The organism is Ruegeria sp. CL3, from assembly GCF_056536505.1.
Genome location: NZ_JBQFPT010000006.1, coordinates 121,113 through 137,368, shown reverse-complemented (window position 1 = coordinate 137,368; position 16,256 = coordinate 121,113). Strand labels below are relative to the sequence as shown.

The 16,256-nt window shown below is 58.5% G+C and carries 16 protein-coding genes; 9 read left to right on the top strand and 7 right to left on the bottom strand.

The window, feature by feature from the left end:
* Positions 1-79 precede the first annotated feature (79 nt).
* The 3 genes from ACR0NO_RS10685 to ACR0NO_RS10675 all read left to right on the top strand — a co-directional run bounded on the left by ACR0NO_RS10685 (position 80) and on the right by ACR0NO_RS10675 (position 1,770).
* Entirely contained in the window at positions 80-706 is a 627-nt protein-coding gene (locus ACR0NO_RS10685) for a sulfotransferase (protein ID WP_480723926.1), read from the top strand.
* Between the two features lie 13 nt (positions 707-719).
* Positions 720-1,499 (top strand): succinate dehydrogenase iron-sulfur subunit, encoded by a 780-nt coding sequence (locus ACR0NO_RS10680; RefSeq protein WP_170462678.1) that lies wholly within the window; start codon positions 720-722, stop codon positions 1,497-1,499.
* A 124-nt stretch (positions 1,500-1,623) separates the two neighbouring features.
* Entirely contained in the window at positions 1,624-1,770 is a 147-nt protein-coding gene (locus tag ACR0NO_RS10675) for a hypothetical protein (RefSeq protein ID WP_480527404.1), read from the top strand.
* Positions 1,771-2,045: 275 nt separating this feature from the next.
* On the opposite strand, the gene deoD is transcribed toward ACR0NO_RS10675, so the two are convergent.
* The 3 genes from deoD to ACR0NO_RS10660 all read right to left on the bottom strand — a co-directional run bounded on the left by deoD (position 2,046) and on the right by ACR0NO_RS10660 (position 5,186).
* Positions 2,046-2,759, bottom strand: a complete 714-nt coding sequence (gene deoD, locus ACR0NO_RS10670; protein WP_480723925.1) for a purine-nucleoside phosphorylase — start codon at positions 2,757-2,759, stop codon at positions 2,046-2,048.
* A gap of 19 nt (positions 2,760-2,778) precedes the next feature.
* Positions 2,779-3,096 carry an H-NS histone family protein gene (locus tag ACR0NO_RS10665; RefSeq protein ID WP_170642780.1) on the bottom strand — a complete coding sequence of 106 codons (318 nt, stop codon included), beginning with the start codon at positions 3,094-3,096 and terminating at the stop codon, positions 2,779-2,781.
* Between the two features lie 122 nt (positions 3,097-3,218).
* Positions 3,219-5,186 carry a methylmalonyl-CoA mutase family protein gene (locus ACR0NO_RS10660; protein ID WP_480723924.1) on the bottom strand — a complete coding sequence of 656 codons (1,968 nt, stop codon included), beginning with the start codon at positions 5,184-5,186 and terminating at the stop codon, positions 3,219-3,221.
* Positions 5,187-5,330: 144 nt separating this feature from the next.
* Here ACR0NO_RS10660 and ACR0NO_RS10655 point away from each other — a divergent pair, with 144 nt between their 5' ends.
* The 6 genes from ACR0NO_RS10655 (at position 5,331) to ACR0NO_RS10630 (ending at position 12,242) form a co-directional block, all read left to right on the top strand.
* Positions 5,331-6,719 (top strand): 1-acyl-sn-glycerol-3-phosphate acyltransferase, encoded by a 1,389-nt coding sequence (locus ACR0NO_RS10655; RefSeq protein WP_480723923.1) that lies wholly within the window; start codon positions 5,331-5,333, stop codon positions 6,717-6,719.
* 111 nt (positions 6,720-6,830) lie between these two features.
* A complete protein-coding gene (gene ccrA, locus ACR0NO_RS10650; protein ID WP_170468948.1) occupies positions 6,831-8,117 on the top strand; it encodes a crotonyl-CoA carboxylase/reductase in 1,287 nt (428 codons plus the stop codon).
* Positions 8,118-8,482: 365 nt separating this feature from the next.
* Positions 8,483-9,202 carry a helix-turn-helix transcriptional regulator gene (locus tag ACR0NO_RS10645; protein WP_480723922.1) on the top strand — a complete coding sequence of 240 codons (720 nt, stop codon included), beginning with the start codon at positions 8,483-8,485 and terminating at the stop codon, positions 9,200-9,202.
* An 83-nt stretch (positions 9,203-9,285) separates the two neighbouring features.
* On the top strand, positions 9,286-9,924 hold the full coding sequence (locus tag ACR0NO_RS10640; protein ID WP_480723921.1) for an acyl-homoserine-lactone synthase: 639 nt from the start codon (positions 9,286-9,288) through the stop codon (positions 9,922-9,924).
* Between the two features lie 60 nt (positions 9,925-9,984).
* A complete protein-coding gene (locus tag ACR0NO_RS10635; protein ID WP_480723920.1) occupies positions 9,985-11,517 on the top strand; it encodes an ATP-dependent DNA helicase in 1,533 nt (510 codons plus the stop codon).
* Positions 11,514-12,242 carry an SDR family oxidoreductase gene (locus ACR0NO_RS10630; protein WP_480723919.1) on the top strand — a complete coding sequence of 243 codons (729 nt, stop codon included), beginning with the start codon at positions 11,514-11,516 and terminating at the stop codon, positions 12,240-12,242. Before ACR0NO_RS10635 ends, ACR0NO_RS10630 begins: the two co-directional genes overlap by 4 nt.
* Before the next feature lie 3 nt (positions 12,243-12,245).
* Here the strand turns inward: ACR0NO_RS10630 and ACR0NO_RS10625 are convergent, their stop codons facing one another.
* The 4 genes from ACR0NO_RS10625 to ACR0NO_RS10610 form a co-directional block, all read right to left on the bottom strand.
* Positions 12,246-13,013: a TIGR02186 family protein gene (locus ACR0NO_RS10625; RefSeq protein ID WP_170691471.1), complete on the bottom strand. Its 768-nt coding sequence runs from the start codon at positions 13,011-13,013 to the stop codon at positions 12,246-12,248.
* 2 nt (positions 13,014-13,015) lie between these two features.
* Positions 13,016-13,936 (bottom strand): sulfite exporter TauE/SafE family protein, encoded by a 921-nt coding sequence (locus ACR0NO_RS10620; protein WP_170378929.1) that lies wholly within the window; start codon positions 13,934-13,936, stop codon positions 13,016-13,018.
* A 257-nt stretch (positions 13,937-14,193) separates the two neighbouring features.
* On the bottom strand, positions 14,194-15,162 hold the full coding sequence (locus ACR0NO_RS10615; protein WP_480723918.1) for an ABC transporter permease: 969 nt from the start codon (positions 15,160-15,162) through the stop codon (positions 14,194-14,196).
* Positions 15,162-16,256: an ABC transporter permease gene (locus ACR0NO_RS10610; protein ID WP_170462690.1), complete on the bottom strand. Its 1,095-nt coding sequence runs from the start codon at positions 16,254-16,256 to the stop codon at positions 15,162-15,164. Before ACR0NO_RS10610 ends, ACR0NO_RS10615 begins: the two co-directional genes overlap by 1 nt.

Below are 16,256 nucleotides of genomic sequence, written 5' to 3'. Positions count from 1 at the left end.
ATCAGGCAATGCGGTGCAAGCGCCACATACCCACCGACACGACAAACGCCCCATGCGGGCGCGGTGAGGGGTGCTTGCCATGACGGTTGAACAGCTGCCCTCGGGTCCGCGAGACCCCAAGATCATCCTGATCGGCCTGAACCGCTGTGCTACCACGTCGCTGCACAAGCTGTTTCAGAACAGCGGCATCGCGTCGGTGCATTGGGTGGACGATCAGGGGGATAATCTGGCCCAGAAAATGGTGACGAATATCGCCATGGGCCGGAAACCGCTGGATGGGTTCGGCTCGGTCCGGGCCTTTACCGACATTGCCTTTGTGAATGCCCGGATCATGCTGGATGGCACGCGGTTCTTCCGCGAGTTGCACGCGGCTTATCCGGATGCCTATTTTCTGCTGAACACGCGCGATTGCGAGGATTGGATTTCCTCACGCGCGCTGCACAGCAATGGCGGCTATCTCGAACGCTGCTGCAAGGCCAACGGGATGGGCGCAGACGAGGTGAAACAGGGCTGGCGTCGGATGTATGACGTACACCACGCCGAGGTGCAGGCCCATTTCGCCGGGAACCCAAGGTTCCTGCGCTTTGATATCGACCGCGATGACCCTCAGGCGATTGCTGATTGGTTGTCTGCGGATTTTGACGTGAACACTGCCCATTGGGGGCACCATAATCGAGGCGCGTCTGACCGCGCCCGGACAGGCTGAATGGAGAATTGACATGGTTCAACTGACCCTGCCCAAGAATTCCCGGATCACCACCGGTAAGACATGGCCCAAACCGGACGGCGCGAAGAACCTGCGCAAGTTCCAGATCTATCGCTGGAACCCCGATGACGGCCAGAACCCGCGTGTCGACACGTATTTCGTCGATATGGACACCTGCGGTCCGATGATTCTGGACGCGCTGATCAAGATCAAGAACGAGATCGATCCGACCCTGACCTTCCGCCGTTCGTGCCGGGAAGGGATCTGTGGCTCCTGCGCGATGAATATCGATGGGATCAACACGCTGGCTTGTATCTACGGCATGGATGAGATCAAGGGCGACGTAAAGATCTATCCGCTGCCACATATGCCGGTGGTCAAGGACCTGATCCCCGATCTGACGCATTTCTACGCGCAGCATGCCTCGATCATGCCGTGGCTGGAAACCAAGACCAACCGTCCCGCGAAAGAGTGGAAGCAGTCTATCGAAGACCGCAAGAAGCTGGACGGCCTGTATGAATGCGTGATGTGCGCCAGCTGCTCGACCTCCTGCCCGAGCTACTGGTGGAACGGCGACCGCTACCTTGGCCCCGCAGCTTTGCTGCACGCCTACCGCTGGATCATCGACAGCCGTGATGAAGCCACGGGCGAGCGTCTGGATGAGCTGGAAGATCCCTTCAAGCTGTATCGCTGCCACACGATCATGAACTGTGCCAAGACCTGCCCGAAGGGTCTTAACCCGGCTGCGGCGATTGCGCAGATCAAGAAGATGATGGTCGAACGCTCTGTCTGATCGACCGATGCGCTTGCCGTGCTGCGGCAAGCGCAAGCCCCCTTTGCAAAAACGTCTGATGTCGTCGGACCACCGACGCGGTATATTTGCAGAAGGGAGGAGTGATGAAATCAGGATCACTCCGATGAGTACACAAGCAAACACACCGAAACCTGACGCCAAGGAAGCTCTGACCCTGTTGGAGCAAGCTTGGGCGTATTACACGCCAGAACCTGTTGGTACTGAGGATCAGCGAGCGCCTGATCTGTTCGAATACGCAAACGCAGCCTAACACCAGCCTTGCCATTTGCGGCTGGAGCGGGCCAAACAGAACTATGCCTGTTATTCTGCTTCTTCTGGCCGCTGGGGTTTTCGCCTATTTCTTCTGGCGGTCCCGCACGTCTTCGCTGACACGCGATTGTCGCTGGCGACAGCATCGAGACCAGGATCTGTGGGTCTGCGCCTTTTGCGGCGCGAGATCCGACGGATCAGATCGTCCTTCGAAATGTCTGCGACAATCAATCGGCAAATAGAAATCGGGCCGAGACATGCTCGGCCCGTTTCACTCTATGCTGCGTCCGGGAAGGCCGCTTGCAGTGCGATCTCGACCATGTCGCCAAAACTACGCTCCCGTTCAGATGAGGGCAGGGCTTTACCCGTCAGCAGGTGGTCCGAGACGGTTAGAACCGCAAGAGCACGGCATTTGTGTCTGGCGGCGAGGATATACAGCTCGGCCGCTTCCATCTCGACCCCCAGAATGCCGTGACGCACCATCTGTTCGTTCAGATCAGGGCGCTCATCATAGAACACATCGGACGAATAGATCCCGCCCACATGGGTTGGTGTTCCCTTGGCTGCCGCCGCATTGGCCGCGGCCTGCAACAGCCCCCAATCGGCGCAGGGGGCGAAGTTCAGTTCCTTCATGATGCCCCGCGACGGTGTGCTGAGCGTGGTGGATGTCATAGCCAGGATAACATCGCGGACATTGACGCTGTCCTGCATACCACCGCAGGAGCCAATGCGGATCAGTGTCTTTGCGCCGAAATCCTGGATCAATTCGTTCACGTAAATGGAAAGTGAGGGCATCCCCATGCCGCTGCCCTGAATGGTGACAGGGTTTCCTTTCCACGTACCGGTGAACCCGAGCATGCCGCGCACGTCATTGACCAACCTAACGTCATCCAAAAACGTTTCCGCCGCCCATTTCGCCCGATAGGGATCTCCGGGCAATAGAACGGTTTCTGCGATGTCGCCTTTTTCTGCGCCAATGTGGATTGTCATTTCTGAAACAACCTCAGATTCAGATTTCCAACGCGGCTATATCGGTGCCGGAATTCAGCGCGTCATGGACCCATTGAGGCTTGCGCCCACGGCCTGACCAGGTTTGCTCCGGGGCGTTCGGATTGCGGTATTTCGCTTTTGATTTCTGGGTCTTGGTACCTTTCGAAGCGCCGTCCAAAAGATCTGACAGGGGAAACCCGAATTCGGCTGCGGCTTTTTCGGCGGCTTCCAGAGCGGCTTTGCGCTCGCGCTTTTCGGCATTTACCAGGGCTTTATCAATATCGTTGCGCAATTGCAGAAGTTCATTGCGCGACATTTTTTCAAGCTCAAGTCCCATTATTTTTTCCTCTTTCAGACGTGAGTTATTGCAATTCCAAGAATTGCAGCAATTTCACACGCCGATATAGGCTATTCCCGTCATTTCGGGAATAGCCATCGAGAGTTTTTCAAAACGAGCCGTTATTCGGCGGCGATTTCCTGTGGGTCCACCAGCGCGACGATGTCGCCCATGATTGCGTTTAACTCGAAATTCTTGGGCGTGTAGATTCTGGCAACGCCCATTTTCTTCAAAGCGTCTGCGTCATCGTCCGGAATAATCCCACCGACAATGACAGGCACGTGCGACAGGCCTGCCTGTTTCAGGCGGGTCATTACGTCTTCGACCAGGGGCAGATGACTGCCAGACAGGATCGACAAACCGATCACATGGGCATCGTCTTCGGACGCGGCTGAGACGATTTCTTCTGGTGTCAGGCGAATGCCCTCATAGCTGATATCCATGCCGCAATCGCGGGCGCGGAAGGCGATCTGCTCGGCTCCGTTGGAATGGCCATCCAAGCCCGGCTTGCCGACCAGAAATTTCAAACGACGCCCCAAACGGTCACTGACCGCATCGACCGACGCGCGCAGATCCTCCAACCCTTCGGTCTTGTTCGAGACCGAGCCGGACACGCCGGTCGGGCCACGGTAAGTGCCGTAGACCTTGCGCATTTCCTCGGCCCATTCACCCGTGGTAGCACCGGCCTTGGCCGCAGCGATCGAGGGCTCCATGACATTTGTACCGCTCTGCGCAGCCTCACGCAGTGCCGACAAGGCCGCTTTGACCGCAGCGTCGTCGCGTTCCGCGCGCCATTCGTTCAGACGATTGATCTGCTCCTGCTCGACCGCAGGGTCCACGACCATGATGCCGCCATCCTCGGTCTGCAGGGGCGAGGGCTCACCATCGACCCATTTGTTCACACCGACCACAATGGTCTCGTTCCGTTCAATGCGGTTCAGGCGTTCTGCATTGGAGTCCACCAATCGGGACTTCATGTATTCGATTGAGGCCACGGCGCCGCCCATAGAGTCGAGATTGGCCAACTCGGCCCGCGCGCCTTCTTTGAGGTCTTCGACTTTGGCATCAACCGCCGGGTTCCCGTCGAACAGATCGCCATATTCCAACAGGTCGGTCTCGTAGGCTAGAATCTGCTGCATCCGCATCGACCACTGCTGGTCCCACGGACGGGGAAGGCCCAAAGCCTCATTCCAAGCGGGCAACTGAACGGCACGGGCGCGCGCCTTTTTCGACAGGGTCACGGCCAGCATCTCGATCAGGATGCGGTAGACGTTGTTTTCTGGTTGCTGCTCAGTCAGCCCAAGCGAATTCACCTGAACGCCATAGCGGAATCTGCGGAACTTTGGGTTCTCAACACCGTAGCGTTGTTGAAGGATCTCGTCCCAAAGATCCACAAAAGCCCGCATTTTGCACATTTCGGTGACAAAGCGGATACCCGCATTCACGAAGAAGGAAATGCGTCCACATAGGGCAGGGAAGTCCTCGGCAGGCACACGAGGGCGTAGCTCATCTAGCACCGCAATGGCGGTGGCGAGCGCGTAGGCCAGCTCCTGTTCCGGGGTCGCGCCGGCCTCTTGCAGGTGGTAGGAACACACGTTCATCGGGTTCCATTTTGGCACGTTGGTGTAGCAATACTCGGCCACATCCGCGATCATCTTCAGTGACGGCTTTGGCGGGCAGACATAGGTGCCGCGGCTGAGATATTCCTTGATCAAGTCATTCTGAACAGTGCCTTGCAGCTTTGAGACATCCGCGCCCTGTTCCTCAGCCACGGCGATGTAGAGCGCCAGCAGCCATGGGGCCGTCGCGTTGATCGTCATCGAGGTGTTCATCTGCTCTAGCGGGATCTGATCGAACAGGACCCGCATGTCGCCCAGATGGCAGATCGGCACACCCACTTTGCCAACCTCACCCCGCGCTAGCGTGTGGTCGCTGTCATAGCCTGTTTGAGTCGGCAGATCGAACGCCACCGACAGGCCAGTCTGACCTTTGGCGAGGTTGCCGCGATACAGCGCGTTCGAGGCTTTGGCGGTGGAATGACCAGCATAGGTTCGGATCAGCCAGGGGCGGTCTTTCTGCATCTGCGTCATGGGCGGGCCTCGTGTTTCGGTGAGTAACAAAATTACGTATACGGGTTCTAAATCGCAATTTTCAGGCATTGTCAATTCGCTGCGTTGCGGCATATGCGAATTGTCTAGATTGTGAGCCGTCTCGTTTGGTGGCAGTGTGGCCCGATGTTGAGAACCGTGGAACTTCCGCTGTGGCTATTCCTGTTGATCGTGGTCTTTGCCATGGTCACTTTTGCCTCGCATTTTCTGTTCCCCTCCGTCCGCTGGTTCTTTCGTCGCAGGCTTGAGAGGGCGGTCTCTCGGTTGAACCAGCGCCTGCAACGGCCGATCCAGCCGTTCAAGCTGGCGCGGCGGCACGACATGATCCAGCGGCTCATTTATGATCCTCAGGTCGGGCAAGCGGTGCAACAGCACGCCCATGAAGAAGGCATCCCCGAAGCCGTTGCGTTCGAAAAAGCCCGCCGATACGCGCGTGAGATTGTGCCGTCCTTTTCGGCCTTTGCCTATTTCAGCTTCGCCATTCGCCTGTCCCGATTGCTAAGCAACGCGTTCTACAACGTGAATCTCAGCTACAAGGATGAAAGCGCGATCAAGGATATCGACCCCGAGGCGACGGTCGTCTTTGTGATGAACCATCGCAGCAATATGGACTATGTTCTGGTCACTTATCTGGCGGCGCAGCAATCCGCCCTATCCTATGCCGTGGGCGAATGGGCGCGGGTTTGGCCGCTCAGCCGGTTGATCCGGGCGATGGGCGCGTATTTTATCCGGCGCAAATCGGGCAGTGAGCTATATCGACAGGTTCTGGCCAGCTATGTAAGACACGCGACCGAAGCAGGTGTGACGCAGGCCATGTTCCCCGAAGGCGGGCTTAGCCTGACCGGTGCTTTGGGGCGACCTAAACTAGGACTACTGAAATACATTATCGACGGCACCTCGCCCGACGGGCGCGATGTGGTGTTTGTGCCGGTGGCCCTGAACTATGACCGCGTGCTTGAGGACACGATCCTGACGCGCGCCGCCCTCGGAACCGATCGACGTTTTCGCGCGCGGATCGGGGTGATCACAAGCTGGGTGCTCAAGCAAATCTGGCGTCGGTTGATCGGTCGCTACAAGCGGTTCGGACTGGCCGCGGTTCGGTATGGTGAGCCGATTTCGCTGAAAGACTTCGGGGCACGGGCTGGGGATGACGTGATGACTGACCTCGCGCGCACGTTGATGAAACGGATTGGCGCGGCGATTCCCTTGGTGCCCGGACCGGCGGCATGCTGGCTGCTGCGCGAGAATGGCCCAATGCCCGAACAGGAGGTGCGGAGTCGTATCCTTGCCCTCATGGAAGCCGATCGTCTGGCGCTGGCGGAATCAGAGGACGCCATCACCAGCGCTGTGGATCAAATGGTCGAACGGCGCATTTTGACCCTTGAAGACGGGGTTTTGAACCTGTCCGGGCAGCGCGAGGATCTTTTGGAATATTACGCAAACTCGGTACCCGAACAGGTGAAACCCACCAATGCTGCGAACGCGAAAGATGTTTCTGCATCCGCTGGGTCATAAAATTACAAAAATAGACCAAAGATGGTTGCAATGTTGCGCAACCCCTCCTATCCCTCTGTAGGAGAGGCGGCGATTCTGCGCCGCGGCAAAGATATAGAAAAGGAGGCCAGCATGGCTTTGGACACCGAAAGCGGTATCGCGTCGTACGAGGCACCCGAAAAGGACCTCTACGAAATGGGGGAAATCCCTCCGATGGGGTTTGTGCCCAAGCAGATGTATGCCTGGGCGATCCGCAAAGAGCGTCACGGAGAACCAAATACTGCAATGCAGCAGGAAGTGGTCGATGTGCCCGAACTGGACAGCAACGAGGTTCTGGTCCTCGTGATGGCGGCGGGCGTCAACTACAACGGCGTCTGGGCTGCTCTGGGCCAGCCGATCAGCCCGTTTGATGGCCACAAGGCCCCGTATCATATCGCTGGCTCGGATGCTTCGGGCATCGTTTGGGCCGTGGGTGACAAGGTCAAGCGCTGGAAGGTCGGCGATGAGGTGGTAATCCACTGCAACCAGGACGATGGCGACGACGAGGAATGCAACGGCGGCGACCCGATGTACTCACCCAGTCAGCGCATCTGGGGATATGAAACTCCGGACGGGTCATTCAGCCAATTCACCCGCGTGCAGGCGCAACAGCTGATGCCGCGTCCCAAGCACCTGACTTGGGAGCAGGCGGCGTGCTATACCCTGACGCTCGCTACGGCCTACCGGATGCTGTTTGGGCACGAGCCTCATGACCTGAAGCCTGGCCAGAACGTTCTGGTCTGGGGTGCCTCGGGTGGTTTGGGCTCTTACGCGATCCAATTGATCAACACGGCCGGTGCAAATGCGATCGGCGTGATCTCGGACGAAAGCAAACGGGATTTCGTGATGGGGTTGGGCGCCAAAGGCGTTCTGAACCGCAAGGACTTCAACTGCTGGGGTCAGCTGCCCACGGTCAACACGCCCGAATACGCCGAGTGGTTCAAAGAGGCTCGCAAGTTCGGCAAGGCGATCTGGGATATCACCGGTAAAGGCAACAACGTTGATATGGTGTTCGAGCACCCCGGTGAAAGCACCTTCCCAGTGTCGACCTTCGTGGTGAAAAAGGGCGGCATGGTCGTGATTTGTGCTGGGACCACCGGGTTTAATTGTACCTTCGACGTGCGCTACATGTGGATGCACCAGAAGCGCCTGCAGGGTTCGCACTTTGCACATCTGAAGCAAGCGGCAGCCGCCAACAAGCTGATGGTCGAGCGTCGTCTGGACCCCTGTATGTCGGAAGTGTTCGCCTGGAACGATCTGCCTGAGGCGCATATGAAAATGCTGCGCAATGAGCACAAGCCAGGCAATATGTCGGTTCTGGTTCAAGCCCCGCGCACTGGCATGCGCACTTTGGAAGAGGTTCTGGACGCGCGTCCATAAGCCCATCCTGAAATAGACAAAAAAACACCCGCGAATCGGAACTCCGATACGCGGGTGTTTTGCCGTCTTGGAGGGTCCTTTTTTGTTTCAACAGGTTGGAATTTTGCCCCTCACTATTTTTGGGGAGTAGAAACCGGTGAATAGGTCAAAAAGATCGCGCATGTTATGGTTGTGTTAACACTTCGTTAACTGTTTCAGAGAGACCCTAATGGCGCAAAATGAGTGGATACTGGACGTATTGTCGGACCTCAACGCGTTCGCTGTTGCGAATGGGTTGACTGCCTTGGCCGAACAGCTGGACGACACCAAGCTGATTGCCGCAGCCGAGATCGCGTCCATGACAGATAAGGCACGGGCGCCCGCGGATGGGAACAGAACTCGATTTGGGTCAGATCCTGAAGGATTTGGAAAACACCAGCACGCTTGATGAGCTTGGCTCGGTCGCCGTTCGCCTGCGCGACTGTCTGAAAGTCGAACATCTGACATATCATTGGGTGGATGCCGCCGGGGATCAGTACGGCTATACAACCTATTCCGATGCCTGGGATGAACGGTATCGCGAAAAAAACTATCACCGCATCGACCCTGTGATAATGGGGTGTTTCCAACGATTTCACCCGGTTGATTGGAAATCGCTGGACTGGTCTGGCAGGGTGTCCAAAGCGTTTCTTAAGGATGCATTGGAACATGGGGTGGGTAATCAGGGTTATTCGATCCCGATCCGAGGGCCGAGTGGACAGTTTGCGCTGTTCACCGTCAATCACAGTTGTGACGACGACACTTGGCAGGATTTCATCTCGACCTTCGGCCGAGAATTGATCCTCGTGGCGCATTACATCAATCGCAAAGCTCTGGAATTTGAAAAGGACAGGCAGCCTGAAGCGACCCGAGGTCTGTCCCCGCGTGAAATTGATGCGATGACGTTGCTTGCGCAGGGCTTCAGCCGCGCTCAGGTTGCGCATTCGCTGTCGATCTCGGAACACACGCTTAGGGTCTATATTGAAAGCGCGCGCTCGAAACTGGGTGCGCAAAATACGACGCACGCCATCGCGACCGCGCTCAGCCGTGGGTTAATAGTCGTTTAAGCAACGTACGGCCTTAGAACAGTAAATTAACCACGACTTCGTACCCCTTTCGTTCCTGCACAGGACGACAAGGGGAATTAGTCATGTTGCGTTACTTGTATGCTGATGAGCTGCATGAATTTCCAGCTTTGGCCGACGGCATGTTTCGCGATCGCGCGGATCAGTTCAAAACCCGGCTGGGATGGGACGTTTACGTCAATGAAAAAGGGGAAGAGCGGGATCAATACGATGATCTCAACCCGCTTTACGTGATTTGGGAGGAACCGGATGGCAGCCATGGCGGCTCAATGCGGGTTCTGCCTACCACTGGCCCGGTCATGGTGAACGAGGTGTTCGGTCATCTCAACGAGGGCGAGCCGATCTGCAGCCCTCTGATCTGGGAGGTCACGCGCTTTTGCCTATCGCGTACAGCCAGCCCCCATACGGCCGGGGCTATCATGCTGAGCGGCGGTGAAATGATGGAGGGGTTCGGTCTGACTCATATCGCCGGCGTTTTTGATGCGCGGATGATCCGGATCTACCGCCTGATTGGGTCGTCGCCAATTGTGTTAGGGTCCGAAGGGAAAGGGCGCGATCAGATCTCGGTTGGTTTGTGGCCGTATTCCGCGGATGATTGCAACCGCGTGGCGGATCGGGCGGGCATCCCGCGCGAGCTTTCGCGCCTGTGGTTCAGAACCGCGTTCGGCCCAGCCAAACAGCACCGGTTTGCGCTGTCGGCCTAGGGTCTTGAAAACCCAAATCCATATCTGGTGAAGGGTGGCGCGGCCCTGTAGGGTCGCGCCATGTCTTTGCCCAATGTGACCTTCTCAGAAGATCAGGCCGCCGCCTATGACAGCATCGCCGAGATGCTGCGCTCTGCCGGGGTGGACCTTGAAGATGATGCGCTGCTGAAACTGCCTGGAAATGGTGAATCGGGTGTTATGGCCGTGATCGGCAAGGCCGGTTCGGGCAAGACCCTTTTGCTGGCGGAACTGTATAAGGCGCTGGCCGAGACTGGCGTTCACGTCGTCTCGGGCGACTATGAAAGCCGCAAATCCCGCGACAAGCGCAGTCTTGCGATTCTGGCCCCCACCAACAAGGCTGCGAGCGTTTTGCGCCTGCGCGGGGTGCCCGCGACGACCATCCATCGCATTCTCTATACCCCCGTCTACGACCCTGAATATGAACGCATCGCCGAATGGCTTGAGGGTAATGACGAACGGCCCGAGATCGAAGGCCTGACGGATGAGGCGCTGGACCGGGCCGCTGCTTTCTATCAGAACAACAAGTCGATCCCCGGTGCTCTGGCCGCCGCCGGTTTGCGCGGGTCGGATTTCATAACCGGCTGGAAACGCCGGGAAGAGCCGCTGGATATCGGTTTTGTCGACGAAGCCTCGATGCTGGATGACCGCCAGTTTGATGATCTGAAAGAAATCTTCCCGACGTTGCTGCTGTTTGGCGATCCAGCACAGCTGGCACCGGTCAACCAATCCGGCAGCATGGTATTCGAAACCCTGCCCGAGCCGCGCAAGCTGACCCTGCATCGCATACACCGTCAGGATGCCGACAATCCCATCCTCGATCTGGCCCATGCGCTTGCTGACCCTGCCATGGGGTTTGAGGATTTCGAGCGTCTGGTCGAAGACACCGCGCGTCGCGATGACCGTGTGGTCTGGGGGCAGCGGGTCGAGGTCGACCTGATGGCCCGCAGTCCGGTTCTGGTCTGGCGCAACGCAACGCGCATCCGTCTGATCCAGGCCTTCCGGCAGGTCCATGGCGCCCCCGAGACGGAATTGCTGGAAGGAGAGCCGCTGATCTGCGACGGGATCGAGCTGCCTCTGAAACACCGCAAGAAACGGCTGGACCTTGAGGCGCGCGGACTGATCAAGGGTGCTCAGGTGGTTTATCTGGGGCCGGGGCGAAAACCCGGTTTCTCTCGCCTGCATGTCATGGGGGCCGAGGACCCTCAAGTCAGTGCCGCGTCGATTGTGCAGATCGAAAAGCCGGATGAAGAAGAACCGTTCATCCCCTATGCAGCGCGTATGGGCGCGACCTTTCTGCATGGGGCGGCGGTGACTATCCACAAGGCGCAGGGTTCGCAATGGGATACGGTGCAAGTCTTTGCGCCGGACATCTACGCCGCGGCCCGCATGGGCCGGACCGAGGCCGGACAGCCCTTGTGGAAACGACTGGCCTATGTTGCCATCACCCGCGCGCAGGAACGGTTGATCTGGGTGGTGCGCAATCGGTTGTCCAAACCCACCCATCCTCTGCGCGTCGATGATCTGCGCGCCATACCGGCGGCGACCCTGACACTGGAGGCTGAAGAGACATGAAATCCATCCTCATAACTGGCGCAAGTTCCGGGATCGGAAAGGCTACAGCCGAGCTGTTTCTGGCCGAGGGCTGGACCGTCGGCCTGCTAGCTCGCAGCGAAGACAAACTGGTGGAAATGGCCGAAGGGCATCGCAACTCCATCCCTCTGGTTGCGGATGTGACCGATCCGGTGGCGGTTGCGCGCGCCTTTCGGTCGTTCTCGAACAGGGCCGAGCGGCTGGATGTTCTGTTCAACAATGCAGGCATCTTTGCACCCGGCGGCACGATTGATGAAATCGCGTTGGAGGACTGGTACCAAAGCGTCAACGTCAACCTCAACGGCATGTTTCTGAGCGCGCGTGAGGCGTTTCGGATCATGCGTCACCAAACACCGCAAGGTGGGCGTATCATCAACAACGGCTCAATCGCGGCGTATGTGCCGCGCCCGAATTCGGTGCACTATTCTGCAACGAAACACGCCATCACCGGGCTGACGCGCAGCCTGTCGCTGGATGGGCGCGATTTTGGCATTGCCTGTGGTCAGATCGATATAGGGAACGCCCGTACCCAGATGGTGCAGGGGCTGGTTGATGCTGCGATTGCCGATGGTACGACGCCCGATCCGACTATGGATGTGGAAGACGCTGCCAAATCGGTGCTGCACATGGCCAATCTGCCGCCCGAGGCCAATGTGCAGTTCATGACCGTGATGGCCACGACCATGCCCTATATAGGCCGGGGCTGAGCGCTACTTTTCGCGGAGCAGACGGAAAGCTGTCGAGGCCCCCCAACCAGCGGCAATTGCGATGACAAGTGACATCAGCCCGTACCAAACGGGCTGCTCGCGGGACATGTTGTAGAGAAACCGCTCCAGCCCCACTTTGCGCACGTCGATTGTGGTTTCGTATTGCGACACCACATTGCCGCCCCGCGTCAGGAAAATGCGCGCGGCATAGTCGCCTTCGGTCAGGTCGGCGGGCATGTCGATGGAAGTACGGAACAGGGTTTGTTCATCCACGGCAACCGTGTTTTCGCGGATCGAATACAGGCTCTCGCTTTCGCGAATGCGTATCACGGCATCGGCAAAGTCCTGAGCGGCCTCGATATGCATGGCCGCCCCAACCGAGCGGATGGCCCGTTCGATGGAAACCCGATAGCGCAGATCCTCGGTATTGGTGAGGATTTCTTTGAATGGCCCGCTGGTGGCAACAGCATAGAAGCTGGGGGCCAGATCGACCTCGACGCTGTCGGTGTTCACCCAGATTCCTAGTTTACGTTCTTTACGCCGCACGGTCAGAGGCTCGGACGGGCCGGCAACGGTGACGATCACCTCTAGCGGAGGGCCTTCGGGGATCGGAGCTTCGCGCTTGATGGCCCCGAAGATCAGAATTTCGGACCCGTCGAACGTGGCAGTAATGGCAACGCGGTCCTGGCTGAGGCCCAGGACCACCTGCTCTTCCGCGGCAGCTGCGGGCAGGCAGAACAGGCACAGGGCAGCGATCAATGAGCGGACCATAATCAGTGTCCCCCGCTGGCGCCAAGCGAATACAGCTCGGACGGTTCCAGAAGCAGATCAAGCGCCAGCTTGCCGCAGACGACCAGCACCAGCGCGGCCAGCAAAACCCGCAATTGCTCGGCTGGCATCCGGGCGCCGATCACAGTTCCGATCTGAGCTCCGATAACGCCACCGACCAGAAGCAGCACGGCCAGAACCACGTCCACGGTGTAGTTCGTGGTGGCGTGCAGCATTGTCGTGAAGGCGGTTACGAAAATGATCTGGAACAGGGACGTCCCGACCACAACCTTGGTGGGCATGCCCAGCAGATAGATCATGGCAGGCACCATGATGAAGCCGCCGCCGACGCCCATGATCGCGGACAGAACCCCCACGCAGAGGCCGACCAGAACCGGAGGGATGACCGAGATATAAAGACCCGAGGTGCGAAAGCGCATCTTGAAGGGCATTGCATGGACCCAGCCGCGCTGACGACGCTTGGCAGGTGCCGCCCCGCCTTTCTTGGCCTTGCGCAAGGCGCGCAGGCTTTCGATGAACATCAGGCTGCCGATCACGCCAAGGAAGACGACGTAGCACAGGGTCACCAGCAGATCGACCTGACCCAAGCTCTTGAGGTAGTTGAACACGACAACGCCAAGCGCGGCCCCGATGAGGCCGCCGATCAAAAGCACCGTGCCCATCCTGAAATCGACCGTCCTTCGCCTGAAATGCGCCAGAACGCCCGAGAAGGACGAGGCCACGATCTGGTTGGCTTCGGTCGCAACGGCAACCGCCGGAGGGATGCCGATAAAGAACAGAAGCGGCGTCATAAGGAACCCACCGCCGACTCCGAACATGCCCGACAGAATGCCGACCATGCCTCCGAGCCCTAGCAATAGAAAGGCGTTTACGGAGACTTCGGCAATCGGAAGGTAAATTTGCATGGCATGCTCTAGTCGTATTGAGTTCGGCTGTGCAAAGCGGTGAACCCGCCGGCATCGGAAATGCGTGCAGCCTGAATATCGGGCGCTGCGGTCACAGGCCTACCACCCGTCTTTGGCAAATACGAGGGGAGGTTTGCACTCTTTTCTATCAGAGGAAACACGCACATACCCTCTTAGAACGGTTGCGGCATGCAAAATCAACTCTGCATGCCGCTCTGCAGCGAACAGGACCCAGAATTGGCCCTGAACTGGACTTATCAGCGCTCTTTCACGTAGGGCTCGCCGCCGGCGCGGGGCGGAACCGCCTTGCCGACGAAGCCCGCAAGAATCACCACGGTCAGGATATAGGGCAGGGCGTCCATGACCTGCACAGGGATCACAATGCCGCCCAGGTCGATATTCTGGAACCGCAGCGCGATAGCCTGTAGCAGGCCAAACAGCAAACAGGCCAACATCGCGTGCCAAGGCCGCCATTTTGCAAAGATCAACGCCGCCAGCGCGATGAACCCGCGACCGGCGGTCATTTCCTTGACGAACCCGGCCTGCAGCGCAGTTGCAAGATAGGCTCCGGCGATACCGCAGAGTACGCCGCAGATGGCGACAGCTGCAAAGCGCAGGCCGACGACCGAGACACCGGCTGTATCCACGGCGGCTGGGTTTTCGCCCACCGCGCGCAACCGCAACCCGAACCGGGTGCGATAAAGGATCCACCACGTCGCAGGCACCATCAGGAAGGCGATGTAGACAAGGATCGAATGGCCCGACAGCAGTTCAGAATAGATCGGGCCGATGAAGGGCACGTCGCTCAGCGCTTCGGCGAAGGGAAAGTTGATCGGCTCAAACCGGCCTTCCCCGAACAGCGACGGGGTGCGCCCGCCTTGTTGGAACCAGCTTTGCGCGATCAGAACCGTCAGGCCAGAGGCTAGGAAGTTGATCGCCACGCCAGAGATCAGCTGATTGCCCCGGAACGTGATAGAAGCCACGCCGTGTAGCGCCGACAAAACCAGAGACGACGCGATCCCCGCGAGCAAACCCAACCAGACCGAGCCGGTCACGGCCGCCACAGCCGCCGAGAAGAAGGCCGAGATCAGCATCTTGCCCTCAAGCCCGATGTCGAAAATCCCTGCGCGTTCGGAATAGAGGCCTGCCAGACAGGCCAGCAGCAAAGGCGTCGCCAGGCGGACGGTGGAATCGAGAACCTGGATCAGTGTTACGAACGAGTCCATCACTGAGGCTCCTTCCGCAGGGCAAGGAACAGCTTTTCAAGCGGCATCCGCACCATATTGTCCAACGCTCCGGTAAACAGAATCACCAGCGCCTGAATGACGACGATCAGCTCACGCGGGATGGATGTCCACAAGGCCAGTTCGGCACCTCCTTGATAGAGGAAGCCGAACAGAAGCGCCGCGAGGAACACGCCGAACGGGTGCGAACGACCCATCAGGGCCACGGCGATCCCGATGAAACCCGCGCCTTCGGTTGAGTTCAGAACCAGACGCTCGGCCTCACCCATCACGTTGTTGATCGCCATCAGACCTGCCAGCCCGCCCGAGATCAGCATGGCGATGATGGTGATGCGAACCGGCGAGATCCCGGCATAGACGGCACCGGTTTCCGAATGACCATAGGCCCGAATTTCATATCCCAACCGGGTGCGCCAGATCAGCGCCCAGACCACGAAACAGGCGATGATCGCCACGAAGAACGAAATATTGGCCGGTGCACCGCGGAACATCACGTTTTCAGCGGTCGAGAACATGGATTGGAAGGTCGGCAGGTGTACTGCCTCGGGGAAGCGCGCGGTCGCCGGGTCCTGCGAACCTTGCGGGCGCATGACATTGACCAGCATGTAGTTCAGGAAGGCGGCTGCGATAAAGTTGAACATGATCGTGGTGATCACGATGTGGCTGCCGCGTTTGGCCTGCAGGTAAGCCGGTATCGCGGCCCATGCCGCGCCGAATATAGCGGCCCCCAGACCTGCGGCGATCAGAGCGATGCTCCAATGCGGCCAAGGGATGTAGAGGCACACCATGGCAACGCCAAGGCCGCCCAGCATCGCCTGACCTTCGCCCCCGATGTTGAACAGCCGTGCGTGAAAAGCCACGGCCACCGCGAGCCCGGTGAACATAAAGTTGGTCGCGTAGTAGAGCGTATAGCCCCAGCCATAGGTCGACCCCAGCGCGCCTGTTACCATCAAGTTCACGGCCTCAACCGGGTTCTCTCCGATGGCGAGGATCACCAGCGCCGACAGGATCGTGGCCAACACCAGGCTGATGATGGGGATCAGCACGACGTCGGCCCATTTGGGCATTTTTTCCAT

Excerpts from the sequence above, each read along its gene's own strand:
- ACR0NO_RS10685 (WP_480723926.1), top strand. The coding sequence starts at position 80 with ATGACGGTTGAACAGCTGCCCTCGGGTCCGCGAGACCCCAAGATCATC.
- ACR0NO_RS10680 (WP_170462678.1), top strand. The coding sequence starts at position 720 with ATGGTTCAACTGACCCTGCCCAAGAATTCCCGGATCACCACCGGTAAG.
- ACR0NO_RS10675 (WP_480527404.1), top strand. The coding sequence starts at position 1,624 with ATGAGTACACAAGCAAACACACCGAAACCTGACGCCAAGGAAGCTCTG.
- deoD (WP_480723925.1), bottom strand. The coding sequence starts at position 2,759 with ATGACAATCCACATTGGCGCAGAAAAAGGCGACATCGCAGAAACCGTT.
- ACR0NO_RS10665 (WP_170642780.1), bottom strand. The coding sequence starts at position 3,096 with ATGGGACTTGAGCTTGAAAAAATGTCGCGCAATGAACTTCTGCAATTG.
- ACR0NO_RS10660 (WP_480723924.1), bottom strand. The coding sequence starts at position 5,186 with ATGACGCAGATGCAGAAAGACCGCCCCTGGCTGATCCGAACCTATGCT.
- ACR0NO_RS10655 (WP_480723923.1), top strand. The coding sequence starts at position 5,331 with ATGTTGAGAACCGTGGAACTTCCGCTGTGGCTATTCCTGTTGATCGTG.
- ccrA (WP_170468948.1), top strand. The coding sequence starts at position 6,831 with ATGGCTTTGGACACCGAAAGCGGTATCGCGTCGTACGAGGCACCCGAA.
- ACR0NO_RS10645 (WP_480723922.1), top strand. The coding sequence starts at position 8,483 with ATGGGAACAGAACTCGATTTGGGTCAGATCCTGAAGGATTTGGAAAAC.
- ACR0NO_RS10640 (WP_480723921.1), top strand. The coding sequence starts at position 9,286 with ATGTTGCGTTACTTGTATGCTGATGAGCTGCATGAATTTCCAGCTTTG.
- ACR0NO_RS10635 (WP_480723920.1), top strand. The coding sequence starts at position 9,985 with ATGTCTTTGCCCAATGTGACCTTCTCAGAAGATCAGGCCGCCGCCTAT.
- ACR0NO_RS10630 (WP_480723919.1), top strand. The coding sequence starts at position 11,514 with ATGAAATCCATCCTCATAACTGGCGCAAGTTCCGGGATCGGAAAGGCT.
- ACR0NO_RS10625 (WP_170691471.1), bottom strand. The coding sequence starts at position 13,013 with ATGGTCCGCTCATTGATCGCTGCCCTGTGCCTGTTCTGCCTGCCCGCA.
- ACR0NO_RS10620 (WP_170378929.1), bottom strand. The coding sequence starts at position 13,936 with ATGCAAATTTACCTTCCGATTGCCGAAGTCTCCGTAAACGCCTTTCTA.
- ACR0NO_RS10615 (WP_480723918.1), bottom strand. The coding sequence starts at position 15,162 with ATGGACTCGTTCGTAACACTGATCCAGGTTCTCGATTCCACCGTCCGC.
- ACR0NO_RS10610 (WP_170462690.1), bottom strand. The coding sequence starts at position 16,256 with ATGGAAAAAATGCCCAAATGGGCCGACGTCGTGCTGATCCCCATCATC.